18 protein-coding genes and 1 pseudogene are annotated in these 21,560 nt (G+C 49.5%); 12 read left to right on the top strand and 7 right to left on the bottom strand.

Going from position 1 to position 21,560, the window contains the following annotated elements; translation table 11 throughout:
* The first annotated feature begins 115 nt into the window (after positions 1-115).
* The 4 genes from G5S52_RS10395 to G5S52_RS10380 all read left to right on the top strand — a co-directional run bounded on the left by G5S52_RS10395 (position 116) and on the right by G5S52_RS10380 (position 6,088).
* Complete coding sequence (locus G5S52_RS10395; protein WP_235956169.1) at positions 116-2,788, top strand: helix-turn-helix domain-containing protein; 2,673 nt, start codon at positions 116-118, stop codon at positions 2,786-2,788.
* Positions 2,789-3,358: 570 nt separating this feature from the next.
* The gene (locus G5S52_RS10390; protein ID WP_165013329.1) at positions 3,359-3,592 is read left to right on the top strand and encodes a FeoA family protein; all 234 of its coding nucleotides are present in this window, start codon (positions 3,359-3,361) and stop codon (positions 3,590-3,592) included.
* Positions 3,585-5,867: a Fe(2+) transporter permease subunit FeoB gene (feoB, locus tag G5S52_RS10385; RefSeq protein WP_235956181.1), complete on the top strand. Its 2,283-nt coding sequence runs from the start codon at positions 3,585-3,587 to the stop codon at positions 5,865-5,867. The genes G5S52_RS10390 and feoB overlap by 8 nt, the downstream gene beginning before the upstream one ends.
* Positions 5,864-6,088 carry a FeoC-like transcriptional regulator gene (locus G5S52_RS10380; protein WP_165013325.1) on the top strand — a complete coding sequence of 75 codons (225 nt, stop codon included), beginning with the start codon at positions 5,864-5,866 and terminating at the stop codon, positions 6,086-6,088. Before feoB ends, G5S52_RS10380 begins: the two co-directional genes overlap by 4 nt.
* Before the next feature lie 36 nt (positions 6,089-6,124).
* On the opposite strand, the gene G5S52_RS10375 is transcribed toward G5S52_RS10380, so the two are convergent.
* Positions 6,125-6,556, bottom strand: coding sequence for an HIT domain-containing protein (locus G5S52_RS10375; protein ID WP_165013323.1), 432 nt, complete (start codon positions 6,554-6,556; stop codon positions 6,125-6,127).
* A 278-nt stretch (positions 6,557-6,834) separates the two neighbouring features.
* Between G5S52_RS10375 and G5S52_RS10370 the strand changes: the two genes are divergently transcribed.
* Entirely contained in the window at positions 6,835-7,434 is a 600-nt protein-coding gene (locus G5S52_RS10370) for a DUF924 family protein (RefSeq protein WP_165013321.1), read from the top strand.
* A 9-nt stretch (positions 7,435-7,443) separates the two neighbouring features.
* On the opposite strand, the gene G5S52_RS10365 is transcribed toward G5S52_RS10370, so the two are convergent.
* Together G5S52_RS10365 and argS are read right to left on the bottom strand one after the other, a co-directional pair.
* The gene (locus G5S52_RS10365) at positions 7,444-8,466 is read right to left on the bottom strand and encodes a GGDEF domain-containing protein (RefSeq protein ID WP_165013319.1); all 1,023 of its coding nucleotides are present in this window, start codon (positions 8,464-8,466) and stop codon (positions 7,444-7,446) included.
* Between the two features lie 133 nt (positions 8,467-8,599).
* Positions 8,600-10,330, bottom strand: a complete 1,731-nt coding sequence (gene argS / locus G5S52_RS10360; protein WP_165013317.1) for an arginine--tRNA ligase — start codon at positions 10,328-10,330, stop codon at positions 8,600-8,602.
* 295 nt (positions 10,331-10,625) lie between these two features.
* Here argS and G5S52_RS10355 point away from each other — a divergent pair, with 295 nt between their 5' ends.
* Positions 10,626-11,204 carry a VOC family protein gene (locus tag G5S52_RS10355; protein ID WP_165013315.1) on the top strand — a complete coding sequence of 193 codons (579 nt, stop codon included), beginning with the start codon at positions 10,626-10,628 and terminating at the stop codon, positions 11,202-11,204.
* Positions 11,205-11,233: 29 nt separating this feature from the next.
* Here the strand turns inward: G5S52_RS10355 and purU are convergent, their stop codons facing one another.
* Positions 11,234-12,070, bottom strand: coding sequence for a formyltetrahydrofolate deformylase (gene purU, locus G5S52_RS10350; RefSeq protein ID WP_046305742.1), 837 nt, complete (start codon positions 12,068-12,070; stop codon positions 11,234-11,236).
* Positions 12,071-12,230: 160 nt separating this feature from the next.
* On the opposite strand from purU, the gene yoaA reads away from it, so the two are divergent.
* From yoaA to rnd, 6 genes and pseudogenes are all read left to right on the top strand, one after another.
* A complete protein-coding gene (gene yoaA, locus G5S52_RS10345) occupies positions 12,231-14,186 on the top strand; it encodes a DNA repair helicase YoaA (protein WP_165013313.1) in 1,956 nt (651 codons plus the stop codon).
* Positions 14,187-14,882: a tRNA (adenosine(37)-N6)-threonylcarbamoyltransferase complex dimerization subunit type 1 TsaB gene (tsaB, locus tag G5S52_RS10340; RefSeq protein WP_165013311.1), complete on the top strand. Its 696-nt coding sequence runs from the start codon at positions 14,187-14,189 to the stop codon at positions 14,880-14,882.
* Positions 14,883-14,913: 31 nt separating this feature from the next.
* Positions 14,914-15,204 (top strand): chromosome segregation ATPase, encoded by a 291-nt coding sequence (locus G5S52_RS10335; RefSeq protein ID WP_165013309.1) that lies wholly within the window; start codon positions 14,914-14,916, stop codon positions 15,202-15,204.
* 67 nt (positions 15,205-15,271) lie between these two features.
* Positions 15,272-16,150: an alpha/beta fold hydrolase gene (locus G5S52_RS10330; RefSeq protein ID WP_165013307.1), complete on the top strand. Its 879-nt coding sequence runs from the start codon at positions 15,272-15,274 to the stop codon at positions 16,148-16,150.
* 99 nt (positions 16,151-16,249) lie between these two features.
* Positions 16,250-17,934, top strand: a pseudogene (fadD, locus tag G5S52_RS10325) (long-chain-fatty-acid--CoA ligase FadD).
* Between the two features lie 398 nt (positions 17,935-18,332).
* Positions 18,333-19,454, top strand: a complete 1,122-nt coding sequence (gene rnd / locus G5S52_RS10320; RefSeq protein WP_165013305.1) for a ribonuclease D — start codon at positions 18,333-18,335, stop codon at positions 19,452-19,454.
* A 73-nt stretch (positions 19,455-19,527) separates the two neighbouring features.
* Here rnd and minE read toward each other — a convergent pair whose 3' ends face one another.
* Genes minE through minC form a run of 3 tightly spaced genes read right to left on the bottom strand, consistent with a single transcriptional unit; the run spans position 19,528 to position 21,289 of the window.
* Positions 19,528-19,788 carry a cell division topological specificity factor MinE gene (gene minE, locus G5S52_RS10315; RefSeq protein WP_002539539.1) on the bottom strand — a complete coding sequence of 87 codons (261 nt, stop codon included), beginning with the start codon at positions 19,786-19,788 and terminating at the stop codon, positions 19,528-19,530.
* A gap of 3 nt (positions 19,789-19,791) precedes the next feature.
* Positions 19,792-20,604: a septum site-determining protein MinD gene (gene minD / locus G5S52_RS10310; protein WP_002539537.1), complete on the bottom strand. Its 813-nt coding sequence runs from the start codon at positions 20,602-20,604 to the stop codon at positions 19,792-19,794.
* Positions 20,605-20,623: 19 nt separating this feature from the next.
* Positions 20,624-21,289: a septum site-determining protein MinC gene (gene minC, locus G5S52_RS10305; protein ID WP_165013303.1), complete on the bottom strand. Its 666-nt coding sequence runs from the start codon at positions 21,287-21,289 to the stop codon at positions 20,624-20,626.
* Positions 21,290-21,560: the final 271 nt, after the last annotated feature.

Genomic DNA, 21,560 nt, shown 5'->3' with positions numbered 1-21,560 from the left:
AACTTCGAAGAAGACCAAATCCGAAAAGCTGCGAAACTGCAGTGACAGTAAAAAATCATATAAAACAATGTTGTCACTGTTTCGCATTTTGCTTGCTCTGCACAAACCATTTCTTATGGCGATGTTGATCTTTACCGGACTGACGGTAACGGTACAGGCATCGCCTATTTTCTATTCCTTCCCATTTGCCTCCGCGAGTGATACCGCCAAAATCAAAGAGATAGAGCCTGCCGAAGGAAAAGGTGTCTGGCTACTCGATACTGGCGGTCGTGTCAGTTTCTATGACGGATCGCACTACCACAAATTGGATGCCTTTACGCCCATTGGTAAGGGTGTTTCAAAAATTGAGCTGTTCGACGGAGATTTGTGGCTGGTATTAAAAGGCCAGCTAATACAATATGATATCGACGAAAACCAGCTAATCCCTGTTGATTTAGAAGGAGAGGTGACTGCGCTGGTTGGAACGAAAAAACAGCTCTGGGTCACCACGTCGCGCAAGACATTCACAATAGACACTGATAGCCATCAACCAGCCACCGTATCTGATAGGCCATATGATGCCTTGATAGCAATGGACGATAAGGCTGTAGCTCTGCACGAAAACAAAGCTTACGCATTGCCTTCGAAGCAACTCCTTTTTGAATTTGATGAGAAGATTAATAGCGTCTCGAAGCGGGGCGACCAATATTGGATGGGGACTGACAGGGGCGTGTTAGTCATTGAGTCTGGCACTGTGCTGAATCGTTACCTACCTGAGCTGCGCATTGATCACGTAGCAGTGACCCATGAAGGGGTTTGGGCGGGGTCACCATCAGGACTGTTTTTCAAGCAAGAGAATGAACGCGACTTTGAAGCGCTCTCCGGGCAGAGTGATGACACCTTCAGTTTTTCCGGACACGCCATCATGGATATTGAAGTGGGTGAAGCGGAAGATTTATGGGTCGCGAGTGATGTCGGGCTCAATTATCGCAGTAAAATTATCAGCCACATCAACCGATTCCCCATGTATGTTCTGTCCCCTGAACCAGGGGAGGAACAATTATCCTCACTGGTAGAGCACGATGACGGTTACCTTTTGAGTACCCGATATAAACTCGTCATGCTTAATGCTGAAATGATGCCGGTTAAATCCACTAAGCTGGACACCGCAATCGACAGCATGGTCAAGTTTGATGGTGCCTTATGGGTGGCGACTGCGTTAGGCCTTAAGGCCTATAATCCGGACACTTTTTCAAGGTTGGAGGGGCTGGTTCCACCAGTGCTCGAGGGCGTACCCGTTGATCGCATTATTAGCGACAGCCACTCACTTTGGCTGGCAACTGGCTCCAAGATCATGCGTTTTTGGCCTCAAAGTCAGACAGTGGTGGACTTCGGCAGCGATTGGTCAGGTGCATTCAATAACCGACTTACCTCGGTGATCGATCTTGAAGAAAGTGGCACCTGGCTCGGAACAACGAATGGTCTCTATTTCTATTTTGATGGCAGGTTTATTCCGAAACTCAGCCGGGAACAAGTGGGAGCGATAAAGTCCCTGAAAGTCGGGCCGAATAGCGAGTTATGGATGCTGACACAGCGTGGGATTTATACTTATGACGCTATCCAGCAATCTCTGCCCAAAGAGCAGTTTATTAATGCCAGCGACGATGTGGCCAAGTGTTTGGTTGTGAATGGCACCTCAGCGCTTTATGTGACTAAAAAAGGGGTGTACAGACACCAATTCTCCCCTAACGCTCTGCAATTTGTGCAAGGCTCCCCAAATCCAGTCGCTTCTTTGCGCCATTTCTGTCAAAAGAACGCAGAGAGGATGTTGATTGCAGGGGACTTTGGTGTGTTCTCGATTCCTGAGGCGACACTCACATCCCTTTTCAATACCCCATCTACTCCGGTATCGCCAAGCGCTGTTTATATCAACGGGATCCCCTGGCGGTTGGGACTTTCATCGGACAAACCACTTGGTATAAACCCCAATGGTACTGTTGCCGTCGAAGTGGGGCGGATGCCGTTTGGAACCAGCGAAACACTCAAGTATCGCCTTGAAGGCCATGGTGATGGGAACTGGTATTCAACAAGTGATCAAAAACTTGTTTTCAGTGCGTTAAAACCTGGTGATTACACCTTGATGATCAAGCTGGAAAAAGGTGACGGTACCAGTCAGCAGGTACGATTGATTAGGTTTGTGGTTGCGTCTCCTTGGTACCAGCGATTGGGTCATTTCCTGCTGGTCTTGATCATCGGCATCATCTTTGTGGCCGCCTATTATCGAAGAAAGCACGATGCTGTAAGGGTTCAGAACAAGCAGCTTAGGGAAACCGTTCACCGCAAAGTCATTGAAATTGATAAGCGAGAAGTTTCCGTCAAACGCTTTTGCGGTGCTTTGCCGCCTGAAGATGATGACTCACCAGAAGCGCTCACAACGGTGCGAAGTGAAGACTTATCCTCTGAGTCTAAAGAGTCCGAAGCGTGGCGTGAGCGGGTGATTGCCGAAATTAACAGTCATTTCCATGACCCTGAATACTCTACTGCGCTGTTAGCAAGGGCGTTGTTTATCTCGGAGCGAAGCTTGCAACGCCGCTTTAAGCAAGAACTGGGCAATACGTTCAAAGAGATGCTGATTACCACGCGACTGGAGAATGCGAAACGTATGCTCTGTCAGGGTGACAAGATCACTGACGTCGCCGTTGCCTGCGGATTCAACGAACCTTCCTATTTCGCCAAGTCGTTTAAGCAAAAATATGGTGTTACTCCCTCACAATTCCGTGAAACCTGTGGCAGCGAACAGTATCCATAAGGCTAAATCTCTGTCGGTGTAAATCAATGGCTGGGGGGAGTGCTATAAACAAGGGGGAGAGAAAAAAAAGAGCGTGGTATAGCCTGCTGACCATACCACGGGCGTCAAAGACACCTTCGCTTGCTGCCGGAGGTGTGTGGGAGACCACACACCATCTGGAATTAGGTTTTAAATAACTTGGGTTCATTAAAACGATTTAACCGCGATCGCTGATAGTAATTTCCCGCCATTATTTCATTTCCATTAAAAAGCCCTGATTTCTTTGCACTGCCTCTAAAATTTCGAGGGGTCGAAGGGTTTGAAATTTTTTCTTTTGACGTTTTTAACGAAGAACATAGCGTTTGATTTTTCTATTGAAGCTCAACCAAGGTGTGCGTCAACTGGCTGTTTTTATGATGAAACTGACGAAGTTAACGAGAATATTGACGAAATTGACGAACAGCTCGACGTGCTGAACGAGTGAGGTATCGAACTTTCCTAGGGTCTGTTGATCAAAAACAACTTTCCTACGGAAACAATTTGCAATACTTTTGACTGCAAATGTATATGATTCTCATTTTGGTTGTGTTTATGAAGCTTACGGAACTTAAACCCGGTAAGGCTGGGCGGGTGCTATCTCTCTCGGCTGTGCCCACTATCCCTCGAAAAAAACTGATGGCAATGGGCTTACTGCCTGAGACTGAGTTCAGTGTTATCCGTTATGCACCAATGGGCGATCCGGTCCAAATCAGAGTGAGAGGATGCGACATCGCACTTCGCCTATCTTTAGCGCAAAACATCGAGGTAGCCTCTCATGATGGGTAAGCAATTACTGACGGTGGGAAACCCCAATTCAGGTAAAACGACCTTGTTTAACCGTCTGACAGGCTCGCGTCAGGAAATCGGTAACTGGGCGGGTGTGACTGTGGACAAGAAAATGGGGCGGCTGTCACTGCAAGGTGAAGAGGCTTCCCTCACTGATTTGCCGGGCATCTACACGCTCGACAATGCAGATGGTGAGAATAGTCTTGATGAATCAATCGCGATTTCAGCTTTGTTCAATCTCCCTTGCGATTTGATTGTTAACGTTCTAGATGCGAGCAGTCTTGAGCGCAGTTTGTATCTTACGCTGCAACTGCGTGAGCTTGGCCGTCCTATGGTTGTGTTACTGAACAAGATGGATGTGGTTAAGGCTCAAGGTTTTGAAATCGATGAAAACGTTTTGTCGAATTTACTCCAGTGTCCTGTCTATTCAGTGACAGCAACCGACATGAAGTCGGTTGAGGCGCTGAATGTTTCACTCTCTGAGGCGTTATCTGTTGCACCGTCTTCATCAAAAAGTGGCTTTGAACTTCACTACGGTGAAAACCTTGAGCAAGGTATCTCGACGCTGTCGCAAGAACTCGTAAAAGAAAGCCATGCGTACAGTCGGGCTGCGGCTATCCGTCTTCTATGCGGAGATAGCGCTCTTAAGCGTCAGATGTCTGATGGCATTGAGTATACCCTCCATACGGTCACAAACTCTCTGGGAGCAACAGATATCGACCTCATGGTTGCAGATGTCCGCTATTCACGGGTTGCGAAAATCTGTCATGCAGCCAAAACACAAGTCGTCCCTCTCAAAGCGAGAGTCACAGATGCCATTGATAATCTGGTATTGAGCCGCTACTTTGGGATGCCAATCTTCTTTGCCGTGATGTACATGATGTTTATGTTCTCCATCAATATTGGAGGTGCATTCATCGACTTTTTCGATATCGGCACTGGGGCATTGTTGGTCGATGGTGGTCACTATCTGCTGGATGACCACCTCCCAGTTTGGCTGGTCACTATTATTGCTGACGGTGTCGGTGGCGGCATCCAGACTGTCGCGACATTTATTCCTGTGATTGCCTGTCTGTATCTGTTCATGTCCCTTCTTGAAACGTCTGGCTATATGGCACGTGCCGCTTTTGTACTGGATAAGGCAATGCAGAAGATAGGGCTGCCGGGCAAGGCTTTCGTTCCATTGGTGCTGGGCTTTGGGTGTAATGTACCTGCGATTATGGCAACCCGTACATTGGATCAGGAACGTGAACGCCGGTTGGCGGCGGCGATGGCACCGTTTATGTCTTGTGGTGCAAGGCTACCGGTTTACGCACTCTTTGCTGCGGCATTTTTCCCGGAAAACGGTCAGAATGTTGTTTTCCTCCTCTACCTTTTGGGTATCGCGGTCGCTATCTTTACGGGTATTGTTCTGCGCCGAACCTTATATCCCGGTGATAGCGAAGCCTTGTTAATGGAAATGCCTCGCTATGAATGGCCACGGGTGAAAGATATCTACGTGAAAACCTGGCAGAAACTCAAGCGTTTTGTACTGGGTGCCGGTAAGACCATTGTGGTGGTGGTGACTATCCTGAGTTTTGTGAATTCAATTGGTACGGATGGTTCGTTCGGTAACGAAGATTCAGATAACTCCGTGTTGGCAAAGGCGGCTCAATTTGTCACGCCAGTGTTTTCACCAATCGGTATTCAGGAAGACAACTGGCAAGCTACTGTCGGTATCATTACGGGTATTTTTGCTAAAGAAGCCGTTGTGGGCACGTTGAACAACCTTTATGCCTCTCCCAGCGATGAAGATGTGTCAGAGTACGACTTGCTAAGTAGCCTGACTGAAGCGGTTCAGACTATTCCTGAAAACCTGATGGGGCTGAACTATGCAGACCCTCTTGGTATTCAGGTTGGTGATTTAGCAGACAATGAAGCGGTGGCTGAAGAGCAAGAAGTTGATCTGAGCATTTTTGCTAATCTGAGTGCTAATTTCACCATGGCGAGCGCCTTTGCTTATCTGGTATTCATCCTACTATACACACCTTGTGTCGCGGCGATGGGCGCGTATGTCCGTGAGTTTGGCCGACCATTTGCTGTCTTCATTGCTGGATGGACCATGCTGCTAGGTGTGGTGGTGGCAACCATTACCTATCAGTCGATGATGCTAATGGTGACACCTCTGGCGAGTGGTCTATGGATTGCCGGTAGCATTGCGTTGATGGTGGCGACGATAGCGTTACTCAAACGCCAAGGTTCATTTGCAAACACACTCAGAGTCGTTACGGTATGATTTTGTTTGCCTTGCGGGATTATATCCAATCCCACCCAAAGTGCTCTTTAAGGGAGTTGGCAAAAGCGTTCGCACTGTCTGAAGATGGTGTTGAAGCCATGCTGAAAGAGTGGGTGAAACGGGGAAAACTCAAGGTGACAGTATCTAAGCGTTCATCTTGCGAAGTCCGGCAATATACCTGGTTGGAAGACTCTGAGCTGGGGCTGACTGTCTACCAGTAAAAAACAAAAAGCGCGGATACAATCCGCGCTTTTCTTTTATCCAGCAGGCGTGAAGTCGGCGATCTCGCCGAGGAGGGCGCGCCATTTTTCCGTAATTTCGACTTGGGCTAAGTCATGGCGCAGCAAACCGTTGGTGTTGCCCCATACAGGGCCAGGCCACGCAGCATCGGTTTGGAAGCGGGCAATGTGATGAACATGAAGCTGAGGCACCATGTTCCCCAGCGCGGCGATGTTGAGCTTGTCTGCATTCGTGTGCGCTTCCAGTTTTGTCGCGACCCAAGAAGATTCACGGATAAACTGGAGTTGGTCAGCTTCGGACAGATGGTGAATTTCGCGAATTCCTTCGACTTTGGGAACCAAAATCAACCAAGGGCCAAAGTCTTCTTTGCTCAATAGAACACGGCAAAGTGGCAAGTCGCCGAGCCATGTGGTGTCTGCGTCCAAACGTGGGTGGAGTTCGAATGGCATTTCATCTTCTCTTGATGTCAGGAAATCAGGTCAAAACTACTGGGATTCGGCGCCAATGTAAATGATCGTTGGAGTGCGCATTCTCATGATTGAAACGATAGCTCAACCCTGTGAGCGGCTTGACCAAGATTAAACTCTTACTTGTCCTGTCGTGCAGGTCTTGCGTAAATGTCATAGTAAAATCACAAAACCAACGCCAATCGTGTCATTGAACCGCGTTAAATCAAATATGCAGTTAGGCTTTAAAGGTACTTATATTGCGTCAGAGGGAGGCGCGAATGGACTACATAGAAGTACTAGAGTTTTGGTTTGGTGATCCTGATTCTCCCAAAACAGACGATATGCTTAACGCCATGTGGTTTGAAAGCGATGAAGCTTTGGACAAGCAAATCCGAGAGCAGTTTCTTCCCTATGTCAGCATGGCGGGCGAGGGGAAATTGAATCAGTGGCTTTCTTCACCACAAGGAACATTAGCGACTATCGTTCTTCTTGATCAGTTTAGCCGCAGGGTTTATCGCGGATTGAGCGCGGCATTCCGGTATGACGAGTTTGCGTTGGCGGTCTGCAAGCGTGGCCTTGCAGAAGCACAGGATTTAACCTTGCCGACCATTCAGCGAGCGTTTTTCTATATGCCTTTGCAACACTCGGAATACATGGAAGACCAAGAAGAAGCCCTTTTTCGTTTCAGTCAGCTGTGTAGTTCTGCTGGACTGGATGAAGCAGGGTTGTTTGAAAATATTTTTCGCCACGCGAGAAACAACTTTGACGTTATTAAGCGCTTTGGACGCTTTCCGAGCCGAAATGCTTCGTTGGGTCGACTTTCTACAGAAGCTGAGTTGCAATGGCTTGCGGGGGGCGGAGCGAAACTTACTCAATAGCAGGTTCGCTTAGCGAACCTGCGGCATGACGCAGTTACGGCCTTTGTGTTTTGCGTTGTACAAGGCTTCGTCTGCTCTGGCTACTAACGCCAGCCCACACTCATCACCCTCTCTCTCCGCGATACCAAATGATGCCGTAATCGAGTTAATTTTCTGTCCAGACCGTTTGTCTGTGACTGACAGTCTTTCGAGTGTCGAACGCATTTTCTCGGCGATCATAAACGTCGACTTTAGAGGTAGACTTGGCAAAATGGCCACGAACTCTTCTCCGCCGTATCTAAATACTGCCCCTGATTCATCAACCACCTGCTGCAGTTTGGCTGCAACAATCTGAAGCACCTTGTCGCCCATTTGGTGGCCAAACTCATCGTTGAAAGATTTGAAGTGATCGATATCGACCATCATGACGCTGAACACGTTCTTTTGATGAACGCTTTCCTCTAACTGCTTTTCAAACTCGCGGCGGTTGAGGCAGCCAGTGAGCGCATCATGGGATGCTTGTTTCTGGTATTCCTGAAGCTGCTTTTTCAAGGCATCAATTTCTGTTTTCTGGGAGGATACCTGAATCTGGTATTGCGACGTGGCACTGAGTAAATGCTGGGAGCCTTTCAGCAATTCCTGCAGAACCTGTTTACTCTCACCATGTGAGGCAATGTGACTATTCACGTTTTTGAGCTTATCGACTGAGTTGCTCAGAATATCCCGGAACTCCTCGGTATCAGAGACAGTTGAGCCCATGGAGTCGCCCAGATCGGCAGCCAAAGTCTGTAGCTTCTGACGAAAGTTGTTCACTTCTCGTTTGGCGTCATCGAGCAGGTAAGTTTCTATCAGGCTGTCGCAATGGTGTTGAGCGCAGCTACCGAAGCGGCTGACAGTATCATCAACGGCTTGATTGAGCTGTGGATGGGTGCCTGCGCAGTACGTGTACCAAAGGGAGAAGTAATGAGGGGTGGTCGGTACTTTGTACTTTACCATCAGAGGGACGGCACGTTTGAAAATACGAGTGGCTTCAAAAAAGGCGTAGTCGCTCATTCTGCATTCCTAATTGACACATATGTCGGTTACTGAAACAGAATTATGTACGATATTTTTACACTGGATGAAAAAAACCCCACGAAGAAAGCGTGGGGTTTGAAAAAGTGTGACCTTGGTTCGGGAACGGAGGTTACATACGCTCTAGCGTCTTAATGCCAAGTAGATCCAAACCTTGTTTGATGGTCTTAGCCGTTAATGCAGCCAGTTTCAGGCGGCTTTGTTTGGTTTCGCCTTCTGCATTCAGAATTGGGCATGCTTCGTAGAAACTTGAGAAGGTGCCAGCCAGATCAAACAGGTAGCCACACATGATGTGTGGCTGACCTTCGCGGGCGACACCATCAACAGCTTCTTCAAATTGCAGAAGCTTAGAAACCAGTGCTTTCTCTTTCTCTTCAGACACAATGATTTGGCCTTCGATGCTGTTCGCATCAATGCCAGCTTTGTTGAAGATCGAGGCCACGCGGGTGTAAGCGTATTGCATGTAAGGCGCAGTGTTGCCTTCAAACGCCAGCATGTTGTCCCAGTCAAACACATAGTCAGTGGTGCGGTGCTTGGACAAGTCAGCATATTTTACAGCTGCCATTGCTACTGTGTTAGCAATGTTGTCTTTTTCTTCCGCTGACAATTCAGGGTTTTTCTCTTCAATCAGCTTATTCGCGCGCACTTCTGCTTCATCCAGCAGGTCAGCCAGACGAACGGTACCGCCTGCACGGGTCTTGAATGGCTTACCATCTTTACCCAGCATCATGCCGAATGCATGGTGCTCAAGGCTCATGCTTTCAGGTACATAACCCGCTTTACGAACGATAGTCCACGCCTGCATCAGGTGTTGGTGCTGACGTGAGTCGATGAAGTACAGCACGCGATCTGCGTTGAAGGTTTCGTAGCGGTATTTCGCACATGCGATATCCGTAGTGGTGTACAGGAAACCGCCGTCACGCTTCTGGATGATCACACCCATAGGCTCGCCGTCTTTGTTCTTGTATTCCTCCAGGAACACAACCATGGCGCCGTCATCTTCGACTGCCAGACCTTTTGCTTTCAGGTCTTCAACAATGCCAGCCAGCATGCCGTTGTACATGCTTTCACCCATCACGTCTTTATCTGTCAGGGAAACGTTCAAACGGTCGTAGTTACGCTGGTTTTGTTCCAGAGTGATTTTTACCAGTTGCTGCCATTTTTCTTTGCAGTACTCGTCTCCGCTTTGCAGGCGAACCACGTAGTTACGTGCAGTCTTTGCGAACTCTTCGTCTTCGTCGTAAAGCTTCTTCGATTCACGGTAGAAGCCTTCGATGTCGCTAAGATCCATTGAAATGTCGCCGCCTTGCGCTTCATGACGCTCAAGGTTTGCGATCAGCATGCCGAACTGAGTACCCCAGTCGCCAAGGTGGTTAGCGCGGATAACGTTGTGACCCAAGAACTCCAGAGTGCGCACAACCGCGTCACCTATGATGGTTGAACGCAAGTGACCAACGTGCATTTCTTTCGCTACGTTTGGTGCAGAGTAGTCAACAACAATGTTTTGTTTTTCTGCTTCTGCCACACCCAGGCGGTCACTCGTCAGCGCTTCGTCTGCTTTGGCTGCGAGCCATTCAGTGCTCAAGAAAATATTGATAAACCCAGGGCCTGCGATTTCGGTTTTTTCCGCCATGCCATCCAGATCCAGAACATCCAGCACTTTCTGCGCGAATTCGCGTGGGTTACAACCCAGCTTTTTGGCAACACCCATGATGCCGTTTGCCTGGTAGTCACCAAACTGTGGTTTCGCTGATTGACGGACAGCCGCTGGGCTGCCTTCAGGTGCACCTGCAGCAACCATGGCTGCAGCGACTTTGTCGTTAAGAAGGGCTTGAATATTCACTTGCTTACCTTAATTCTGACACCCGGCAAAATGCAGCCGGGTTAAAGCAAAAAATCCGTCAACAATACCCACTGCAATTTGAGGCAAACAGGGCATGGTTGACGGCTTTAGCACTGAAACTTGGGCATCAAAGTGTGATGCGCGTATGTAGGCGTAATAATACCCACAAACAGGCGCAGTTTAAAAGCTGAATCCTGCGAAATAGGTGGATTTCATAACAAGTAAAAGCGTGTGCGTTCCAGTGATATCAACGCTGTGGTAAATTCCTGTCATCTTTGAAGGTAACGAGATGACCATGTCAGCATTAACCGTCGAATCCCTCTACGCCACACTCCCCGATTTTTCTGCTCGCTTGGATGCGCTGTTAGAAGTGTTGGAGTTGGATCTTAGCGCCTATCAGGCTGACCACATCGCTTTGCGCATCAACGACAGAAAAGCGGCTGAGGAACTTCACCAATCCTGGCTCTCTTCGGGTGAAGAACTTTCTGTGAATAACATCAATGGCCGTCCGATTGTGGTGATCAAAGCCAACGAGTCGCTGTCTTTCGGTCAATGGCAAACGCAATGTGTCGAGCTACCTTATCCGGGTGACAAGCTTTATCCAAAAGAAGGATGGGAACACGCTGAATGGGTAGTACCGTCAACGGCGACAACACCGGAAGCACTGCTTGAGGATGTGTTTAGTTTGTTCCCGGCGCTTGCAGCAAAGTGGGAAAAACTGGCATCACTGGGTGTGAAGGTGAAGTTGAGTTCTCCCGCAGGCGAGGGCGAGCGTATTGCCAACCCGACTGTGGCATTCAAGTTCAAGGGCGTTTGCGTCAAGCTCCACCCGGTGACTCTGGAGCAAGTGATAGAAAGTGAAAAAGGAGCCTGAGGCTCCTTTTTCTTTGGTTGACTTCCGGCTTACAGAATGACGGTCTTGTTGCCATAAACGAAGACTTTGTCTTCGAGTACTTGGCTCAGTGCATTACTCAGCACGGTTTTTTCTACGTCACGACCCGCTTTCACCATGTCTTCTGCACTGAAGGTGTGGTCAACATGTTTCACGTTCTGGTCGATGATTGGACCTTCATCTAAATCGTTGGTCACGAAATGTGCCGTTGCACCAATGATTTTTACGCCACGTTCCCAAGCCTGATGATAAGGGCGTGCGCCGATGAATGCAGGCAAGAAGCTGTGGTGAATGTTGATGATTTTACGAGGGAAACGTGCAACGAAGTTTGGTGTCAGCACACGCATAAATTTCGCCAGAACAATATGGTCCGGTTCATACCCTTCGATGATGTCGATAATTTGGTTTTCATGCGCTTCACGTTCCAAGCCTTCATGGCTCACAAAGTGGAACGGAATATCGAATTTTTCCGTTAATGCTGCCAGCTTATCGTGGTTACCAATTACGGCGGCAATGTCCACATCCAAAGAACCGTCATAGGCTTTCATCAGGATGTCACCCAGACAATGTGACTCTTTGGTCACCATGATCACCACACGTTTACGGCGACTGGTGTCAACGAGATTGCGGTGGCTGCCTGCCGGGAGCGCCTGATCGATATCCATCAGGAAGGTTTCATCATTGAAAATCCCTTCCAGCTCAGTACGCATGAAGAACTGACCGGTACTGTGGTCAACGTACTCATTGTTATGGATGATGTTGAGTTGGTGTTTGTAACAGATGTTGGTGATCTTGGCGATGAGGCCTTGAGCGTCAGGGCAGTCCGTCAGCAGGATTTTTCTTTCCATAGAAACGTATTACTCGTGATGAATTTTAATTTGCTATTCATCACGTTTTACTCTGAATTGGCCTCAAGGTCAAAGACTTGACGGTGGCGTTCTGCATGTCTGGCGATAAGGGGGGATTGTTGGCATAATGCAATCCTTTCAAATACTGTATAAATGACCAATGATTTCGAAGGTTTTCTCCACCACAGGTGCGTTGGCTAGAGCGATAAAAGGCTTCCAGCCACGCCAGCCGCAGACCGACATGGCGTTGTCAGTTGAGCGTTCAATCAAAAACCAAACTCAACTCGTGGTCGAGGCAGGGACGGGTACCGGTAAAACATATGCGTATCTGGTGCCGGCACTGCTCAGTGGAAAGAAAACCATTGTCAGTACAGGTTCGAAAAACCTTCAGGAACAGCTGTTCCACCGCGACCTACCATTGATGGTCGACACCCTCGGCTTCTCAGGTCGTGTTGCCTTGTTGAAAGGGCGTGCAAACTACCTTTGTCCAGAACGTTTAAGCCGCCAGATGATCGAAAGTCACGACGGTCACGCCGACCCGACGCTGCTCAGCCAGTTAGTGAAAGTACGCAGCTGGTCTTCTGAAACCAAAACCGGCGATCTGGGCGAGTGCGATGATTTGGCAGAAGACAGCCCAATCATCCCAACAATTACTTCGACCAACGACAACTGTCTGGGTAAAGAATGCCCAAGCTATGAAGATTGTTTTGTCGTGAAGGCCCGCAAGCGCGCCATGGATGCAGACTTGGTGGTCGTGAATCACCACCTTTTCCTGGCCGATCTGGCGATTAAAGAGACGGGTTTTGGCGAACTGATCCCGGAAGCGGAAGTGTTTATCTTCGATGAAGCGCACCAGATCCCGGATATCGCCAGCCAGTATTTCGGCCAGAGTCTTTCCAGTCGTCAGCTTCAGGAACTCGCCAAAGACATCAATATTGCGTATCGCACTGAACTTCGCGATACCAAACAGCTTGAGAAAGTGGCTGATCGTCTCTCCCAATCGGCATCAGATTTGCGCATTGTACTGGGTGAGCCGGGCTTTCGTGGTAACTGGCGTGAAATAAGCACTTCGCCAACCGTGGCAAGGGAGCTGGTGCGTTTGACTGATGCACTTGAACTTGCCCATGACGTGATGAAACTGTCGTTGGGTCGAAGCCAATTGTTGGATGCTGCCTTCGATCGCGCCACTTTATTTAAAGCCAGGCTTGAGCGGGTAAAAGATACCTCCATCCCTGGCTATTCCTACTGGTACGAATGCAGCCGTCATCATTTCAGCCTGAACATCACACCTTTGTCCGTGGCTGAAAAATTCCGCGAGCAAATTCAGCAGCAGGAAGGGGCGTGGATATTTACTTCCGCAACGCTGGCGGTGAATGATGATTTCAGCCATTTCAGCAACCGCTTAGGTTTAGAGCCCACAGAGCAGTTTACCCTGCCCAGCCCATTCGATTACAAATCTCAGGCGATTCTCTGTGTACCGCGCTTTTTGCCTGAGCCAAACAGCTATGGCTTGGCTGAAAAGCTGGTGGACATGCTCAAGCCAGTGATCGAGCAGAACAACGGACGCTGTTTCTTCCTTTGCACCTCACATCAAATGGTGCGTGATTTGTCTGAGCGTTTCCGCGAATTGTCAGACTTGCCGGTGTTGGTGCAAGGGGAAATGTCGAAACAGAAACTACTCGCTGAATTTTTAGAGCTCGGTAATGCGCTTTTGGTTGCCACAGGTGCCTTCTGGGAAGGGATAGACGTTAGAGGGCAAGCGCTGAGCTGTGTTATTATCGACAAATTGCCTTTTACTGCGCCGGATGATCCGCTACTAAAAGCACGGATTGAAGATTGTCGCCTTCAGGGCGGCGACCCGTTTTCCCAAGTTCAAATCCCCGATGCGGTGATTACCCTGAAGCAGGGGGTTGGGCGACTTATCCGTGATAGAAACGATCATGGTGCGCTTATTATCTGTGATAACCGCTTGGTGAGCAGAAATTATGGTGAAACCTTCCTGCGCAGCTTACCGCCAATCCCGCGAACGCGTGATCTGGCAAAAGTCAGTGAATTTCTCGCTGAAATAGACACGAACAACCAGTCTGCAGAATCGTCTGCAGCGTCAGAGGTATAAATGGCTTCTAAGATCCTTGCCGTCGATACGGCCACTGAAAACTGCTCCGTCGCCCTGAAGGTGGGGAACGACATTATCGCGCGTTGTGAAATGGCACCGCGTGAACACACTACGAAAATCTTGCCTATGGTCGATAGTGTACTGGCTGAAGCGGGCTTAAAGCTGAACCAGCTGGATGCGCTGGCGTTTGGTCGTGGTCCTGGCAGTTTTACCGGTGTGCGTATTGGTATTGGTATCGCTCAGGGTTTGGCATTTGGTGCAGATCTGCCAATGGTCGGTGTGTCCACGCTGGCTGCAATGGCGGAGCAAGCTCATCGTAAACAGCAGGCAACCCATGTGCTGTCCACCATCGATGCACGCATGAACGAAATCTATGCAGGTGGCTATGTACGCCTTGAAAACGGCGATTGGGAAACGGTCGTCGAAGAAGCAGTACTGCCTCCTGAAATGTTCAAGCCAGAATTGGCAGAAGGTGAGTGGTTTGTAGCAGGAACGGGCTGGCAAGCTTACCCTGATCTGCAAGGCCAGCTACACTTGTCAGTAAGCGACAGCGGTGTGTTGTATCCTGAATCGCAGGATATGTTAATCCTTGCTCATCATGCGTTTGCGCGTGGAGAGGCAGTTGATGCAGAACATGCCAGCCCGGTATACCTTCGTGATACTGTGGCATGGAAGAAATTACCAGGTCGCGAATAGTTTTATCTAAAGCTAACCGATAAGGTCTTTCATGGTTTCAATTCAGGGATTACCACAGCAGATACAGCGTCCGGGAAAAACCGGACGCAAACCCACGCCTAAGAAGGAAGAGGCCCGTGATGTCTCCGAGCCTTCCGTGGTGGCAAAAGCGGTATCCCGTGGTATTCGAAACCCTGAAATGGCGGAAGATGCCTTTCAAAACATTCATTACGATTTACCCGATGGGCGAAGCCGTCATGCGCTGGCGTCTTATATGGATGTTAAGAATCAGGCCCGTCGTGAAGAACTTATCGCCATGTTCGGCGTAGATGTCTTCGTTTAAGTAACTCCTCGTACCACTTGTCCTGCACTCTCTGTGGTAGGCTTCGCGCGCTCTCAAACGGTCCAATATGACATTACAAGAAAAAAAATATGCAGTGAGATTTGGCGATCTCGCCGCGCAGGTTTATCTGACCGAGCGAAACACGCCGACTCTTCTGATGTTGCATGGGTGGCAAGATAATAGCGGAAGCTTTGCGCCACTCGCCCCGCAGCTCAGCGAGCACTTTGATTTGGTCATGCCAGATTGGCCCGGGCACGGTTATTCCGACCATAAAGGTGCCGACAGCTTCTATCCCTTCTTTGATTATGTGGACGACCTCCACCAACTGATCCTTCAGTTGGGCGACAGGCCGATCTATCTGGTCGGGCATTCGTTGGGCGCATTGGTAGCGTCTTGCTGGAGTGCTGCTTTCGCTGAAAGGGCGAAAGGGTTGGTGATGATAGAAGCGCTTGGCCCAATGTCTGAGCGCGAAGATAAAGTCGTCGAAAGGCTGAAACACGGTGTTGAAAGCCGCGCGAATATGAAGCAGCCACGTGATTTACCTTCGTTGGATGCGGCGCTGAAACTTCGCCGGGGTATCAACAAAGTCAGCATTGAAGATCTGACACCCTTGGTGACCCGTGGCATTGAGCAAGTGGGCGATATCTGGCGCTGGCGTCATGATGCCAAGTTGAAGACGGAATCGATTTACCGGATGTCGACACATCATGCTGAACATTTGGTCCGTGGTATTGAATGTCCGGTGATGGCGATTATTGGCGAAGACGGTTATCCGGAACTTCGTAGCCCCATGGCTGAAAAACGTAAGGCGTGGTTCAAGAACCTGACCGTAGAAATGGTGGAAGGCACACATCACTGCCACCTTCAGAGTCAGGCGAAAACGGCGTCTCTGATCATTGATTTTGTGACCAAGCTACATCTCACAGCGCTTAGCGATGTTAATTGAATGTTACTTCTGGTCTAATTGCGAGTTAAAACACTCGTTTGAATTTATTGCGTCTGTCGCGGGCCTTTTCTGCCTGCGGTTAAAAATAGGAGAGATCAAGTGGATAAGGTTTGGCTTAACCGCTACCCATCAGATGTACCAGCGGAAATCTCACCGAACATGTACCCATCACTGGTAGAGATGTTCGAAAAGTCTGTGCAGAAATATGCTGATCAGACTGCCTTCATCAATATGGGGCAGGTGATGACCTTCCGTAAGCTGGAAGAACGCAGCCGTGCTTTTGCAGCTTACCTGCAAAACGATCTTGGCCTTAAAAAAGGCGATCGCGTGGCTGTCATGATGCCAAACCTGCTGCAATACCCAATTGCGCTGTTCGGCATTCTGCGTGCTGGCTGTGTCGTGGTAAACGTTAACCCGCTGTACACCCCCCGTGAACTCGAGCATCAGCTGAATGACTCAGGTGCGACCGCGATTGTTATCGTGTCGAACTTTGCGCATACGCTGGAAAAATCGTCGATAACACCAGTGTGCGTCACGTTATTCTGACCAGCCTTGGCGACCAACTGCCACGCGCCAAAGGAACTATCGTTAACTTCGTGGTTAAGTACATCAAGAAGATGGTGCCGAAATACAACCTGCCACATGCGACTTCTATGCGCCTTGCATTGAAGCGCGGCCGTCGTATGCAGTATGTGAAGCCGTTTATGACGGGCGATGATATTGCCTTCCTGCAGTACACCGGCGGCACCACAGGCGTTGCGAAAGGGGCGGTTTTGACCCACAACAACATGCTGGCGAACCTGAACCAGGCGAAAGCTATGTATGCGCCTGTGTTGAAAGAAGGCCGTGAGTTAGTGGTCACTGCTTTGCCGCTTTACCACGTGTTTGCCTTGACGGTGAATGGTTTGCTGTTTATCGAAATGGGCGGACAAAACCTGCTGATCACCAACCCGCGCGATATCCCTGCGTTTGTGAAAGAGCTGAAACAGCATCCGTTTACGGCAATCACTGGCGTAAACACTCTGTTCAATGCCCTGCTGAACAATGAAGACTTCCATGAGTTGGATTTCAGTAATCTTAGCCTGACGGTTGGGGGCGGCATGGCGGTCCAACGCGCTGTGGCTGAAAGCTGGATGAAGCTGACGGGTAAACACCTGCTGGAAGGTTACGGCCTGACCGAGTGTTCTCCGCTGGTGGCGGCGTACCCTTACGATCTGAAAGAGTACAACGGCTCTATCGGCCTGCCAGTGCCATCCACCGATGTCCGCATCGTTGATGAGGAAGGTAATGTGCTGCCAAACGATCAGATTGGTGAGCTGCAGGTGAAAGGTCCTCAGGTGATGCAGGGTTACTGGCAGCGTCCAGAAGCAACCAAAGAAGTGATTACCGAAGACGGTTGGCTTTCAACAGGCGACATCGTCAAGTTCGACGACGATGGTTTCCTGCACATTGTTGATCGTAAGAAAGACATGATTCTGGTGTCTGGCTTCAACGTTTATCCAAACGAAATCGAAGATGTTGTCGCACTGCACGGTAAAGTGTTGGAAGTTGCGGCAATTGGCCAGCCACACGAAACCTCTGGTGAGATCGTGAAGATCTGTGTGGTGAAACGCGATCCAAGCCTGACGAAAGATGAGCTTCTTGCGCATTGTCGTGAACACCTGACCGGTTACAAAGTGCCTAAGGTGATCGAATTCCGCGAAGATCTGCCGAAAACTAACGTGGGTAAGATTTTGCGCCGCGCTCTTCGTGAAGAGCAGGACGCCAAAAACGCAGAAGCGTAATCGGACATGCGTCGACTCGCTTAAGCGCGTACAATGAATACCCAAGCAACCTGAAGATGCATGAATTCAGAGGTCATCAATGCGCTCAATTCGAGGCAAATCTCGCGTGTAATAGTCATTCTATTTTCGTGGGATTTAACGAAGAAGTGGGCGCATTGAGGTCCTCCCTCCGGGCGAGTTGACTGACGTCGTGCTCTTTGTTGTCCCTTTTTGATGGAGGTGTCTACACCGGCAAAGGGACGCCGCGATCACAACGCCAGTCAATCTCGCTGAATCCTGTATCTTCAGGTAGCTTGGGTATAATACTACCTATGCCTTTGAAAACATGCTGGCTGAGGCCGGCATGTTTGTTTTCCGGGCTCAAAGAGCGAGCCCGGAACCTAAATGTGGATGACAGCGTGAATTTTGACATTGTAACTGAGCTATCCCAACTCGAACGTGTGTGCGAAAAAGCACGCCAAGTACCAGCAGTGATGCTGGATACCGAATTCGTTCGTACCCGCACACTCTATCCGCGCCTAGGTCTTATTCAGCTTTATGATGGCGAAACGCTGTCCTTGATTGACCCGATTGAGCTGGAAGACATGTCGCCACTTTGGGCGCTACTGGCGGACGAGTCGGTGGTGAAAGTGTTACACGCATGCAGTGAAGACCTGGAGGTCTTTCATCATCATGCGGGTGTGATGCCTACGCCAATGGTCGATACCCAAATCATGGCGGCATTCTTGGGTCATGGTTTGTCGACGGGCTTTGCAACACTGGTTGAAGAGTATCTCGAGGTGACATTGGACAAAGGTGAAGCCAGAACGGATTGGTGTGCTCGCCCGCTAAGTGAAAAACAGCTCGAGTACGCCGCTGCCGATGTCTTCTACCTGTTACCACTCTATAATCTGCTGGCGAAACGCGTCACCGAAAAAGGCTGGGATGAAGCGGTGAAGCAAGAATGTGCGCTGATGGTAAGCAAACGCGGCAAAACCCCGGATCCAGAAAAAGCCTACCTTGATATTAAAAATGCCTGGCAACTGCGTCCGAAACAACTGGCTGTGCTGCAAAAGCTCGCGAGCTGGCGATTAAGAGAAGCGCAGCGCCGGGACTTGGCGTTGAACTTTGTGGTGAAAGAGCTGCACCTTTGGAAAATAGCGCGTTTTAACATTCGTTCATTGGACAAAATGGCGGATGAAGGCTTTGACCGATTTGAGATTGAACGCCACGGCAGCCGCCTGATTCGCATTGCACAGGATGCGGACAAAACGCCTGCTACTCATTACCCTGAAGAGATTCAGCGCCTTGTCGACATGCCTGGCTACAAACAGGCAGTGAAAAACATCAAAGAACAAACCAACGCAGTCGCCGAGCAGCTGGGTATGGTGCCTGAATTCATCGGATCGAAAAAGCAAATTCACCAGGTGCTTAAATGGGCGTGGATGAATGACCGAAACCCCGAAAAAGCACCGGACATTCTCTCGGGGTGGCGTAAGCCATATCTGGAAGAAAAAGTGTTGGCAGTTCTGGATAAATAATCCGAACACTGAAAAAAGAAAAACCGGCGAAATCGCCGGTTTTTTCACTTATAACGATCAGTAACTATATGGGTTACTTGTCTTCTGGCAGGGTGACGTTGAGCTCGAGAACAGACAAATCGTCATCGCGTTGTTCAAGAGCTACAGATACCTGCTCAGGGGAGATATCCACGTATTTGCGGATAACCTCAAGGATGTCTTGCTTCAGCTGGGGTAAGTACGTTGGCTCAGCACTCCCTGCGCTGCGGCGTTCTGCAACGATGATCTGCAGACGCTCTTTAGCAAGCGATGCGGACGTCTTCTTCTTTGGACGGAAAAACTCCAGCAGTGCCATGAATTACCCTCCGAACAGTCGCTTCAAAAAGCCTTTCTTCTCTTCCTCCAGGAAGCGGAAAGGACACTCGTTACCCAGCAGACGGGTGATGGCATCGCTGTATGCCAGACCTGCATCAGACTCCTGATCCAGAATCACCGGCTCACCTTTATTAGATGCGTGCAACACAGAAGGGCTCTCTGGGATAACACTCAGTAGCGGTATGCGCAGGATTTCTTCGACATCTGCGACGCTCAGCATCTCACCACGTGCAACGCGCGCTGGGTTGTAGCGGGTCAGCAGCAGGTGAGTTTTCACTGGCTCTTCGCCGTTCTCAGCGCGGCGAGATTTAGAATCCAGGATGCCCAGAATACGGTCTGAGTCACGAACAGACGACACTTCAGGGTTAGTCGTGACGATGGCTTCATCGGCAAAGTAAAGCGCCATCAGTGCGCCAGCTTCGATACCTGCTGGAGAGTCACAGATAATGAAGTCGAAGTCCATTGCCTTCATATCTTCCAATACTCGGGCCACGCCTTCTTTGGTGAGGGCGTCTTTGTCGCGGGTTTGGGAAGCAGGCAGGACAAACAGGTTTTCAACGCGTTTGTCTTTGATCAGTGCCTGATGGAGGTTGGCCTCGCCGTTGATGACGTTAACAAAGTCATAAACCACGCGACGTTCACAGCCCATGATGAGATCAAGGTTACGCAGGCCAATATCAAAGTCGATAACAGCGGTTTTCTTCCCCGACAGCGCAAGGCCGGTAGCAATGGCAGCGCTTGAGGTGGTTTTACCCACGCCGCCTTTGCCTGAAGTGATTACGATAATTCGAGTCATTCCTCAGTCCTTTGGAAAGTTAGAGTGTGAGGTGTTCAATGTTTAATGAGTCGTCTTTCAGTGAAACTTTCACCGGGCGGGCAGCGTACTGCTCTGGGATGGTTTCACTGAGCCAGTATGTGCCTGCAATGGAAAGCAACTCTGATTGCAGGTTCTGGCAAAAAATATGGGCTTCTTTTTGTCCGCTTGCGCCAGCAATGGCACGTCCGCGGAGCACGCCGTAAATATGAATGCTGCCATCAGCAATAATTTCCGCACCGGCGCTGACATGGTTCAGCACGACCAAATCAGCATTCTTGGCATAAACCTGCTGACCGGAGCGAATCGGCGTTGTGATGACTTTTGTTGGGGTTTGAATAGGGTCGTTAACGCGTACGGCTTGTTTGGCGGGGTTCATCACCGCCAATCCAGCGAGTTTTGCGGCTTCACGTACCTGATTTTGCTTGCAACCTGTGACTCCAACAACCAGCATGCCAGTCTTTTCGATGGTGGCTTTTAGCTGGAAGAAGTCAGGCTGGGAGTGAAGTCGGGAGATGTCGACAACAACAGGAGCACCGTCGAAAAAAGCGGGTGCCTGGCTCACTTTGTCAGACAGCACTTGCATTGCGCTATCCAAATCATCGTCCATTAAATGGAGCACAGAAAGAGTAAACGAACTGCCTTTGAGTTCAGCATTTTTTGTCATTCGGGTAGTTATCCAGCTGGCACGGTATTGTTGGATTTGACAACACTAACGTGGATTTTCGTCACCCAGTTTTTCCGGTGGCGGACAAATTTAATTTGTGTGCCATTTTCAGGAGGAAGAAAGCGGGTTTCGTGCATTATCAGACAGTGTTCTGCATGGTATATTCATGGCATCTTTGCGGCAAGCACCAACGCTGACTGTGCTGCTTTAATCGCCGATTTCATTGCGATTTTCTAAGCCATTTCTCTAAATTGGGAACAGCGCAAAAAAC

The organism is Grimontia sedimenti (genome assembly GCF_011045095.1).
Lineage (GTDB): Bacteria > Pseudomonadota > Gammaproteobacteria > Enterobacterales > Vibrionaceae > Enterovibrio > Enterovibrio sedimenti.
The sequence above is the reverse complement of the archived record's forward strand: the minus strand, read 5'-3'. Positions and strand labels throughout refer to the sequence as shown.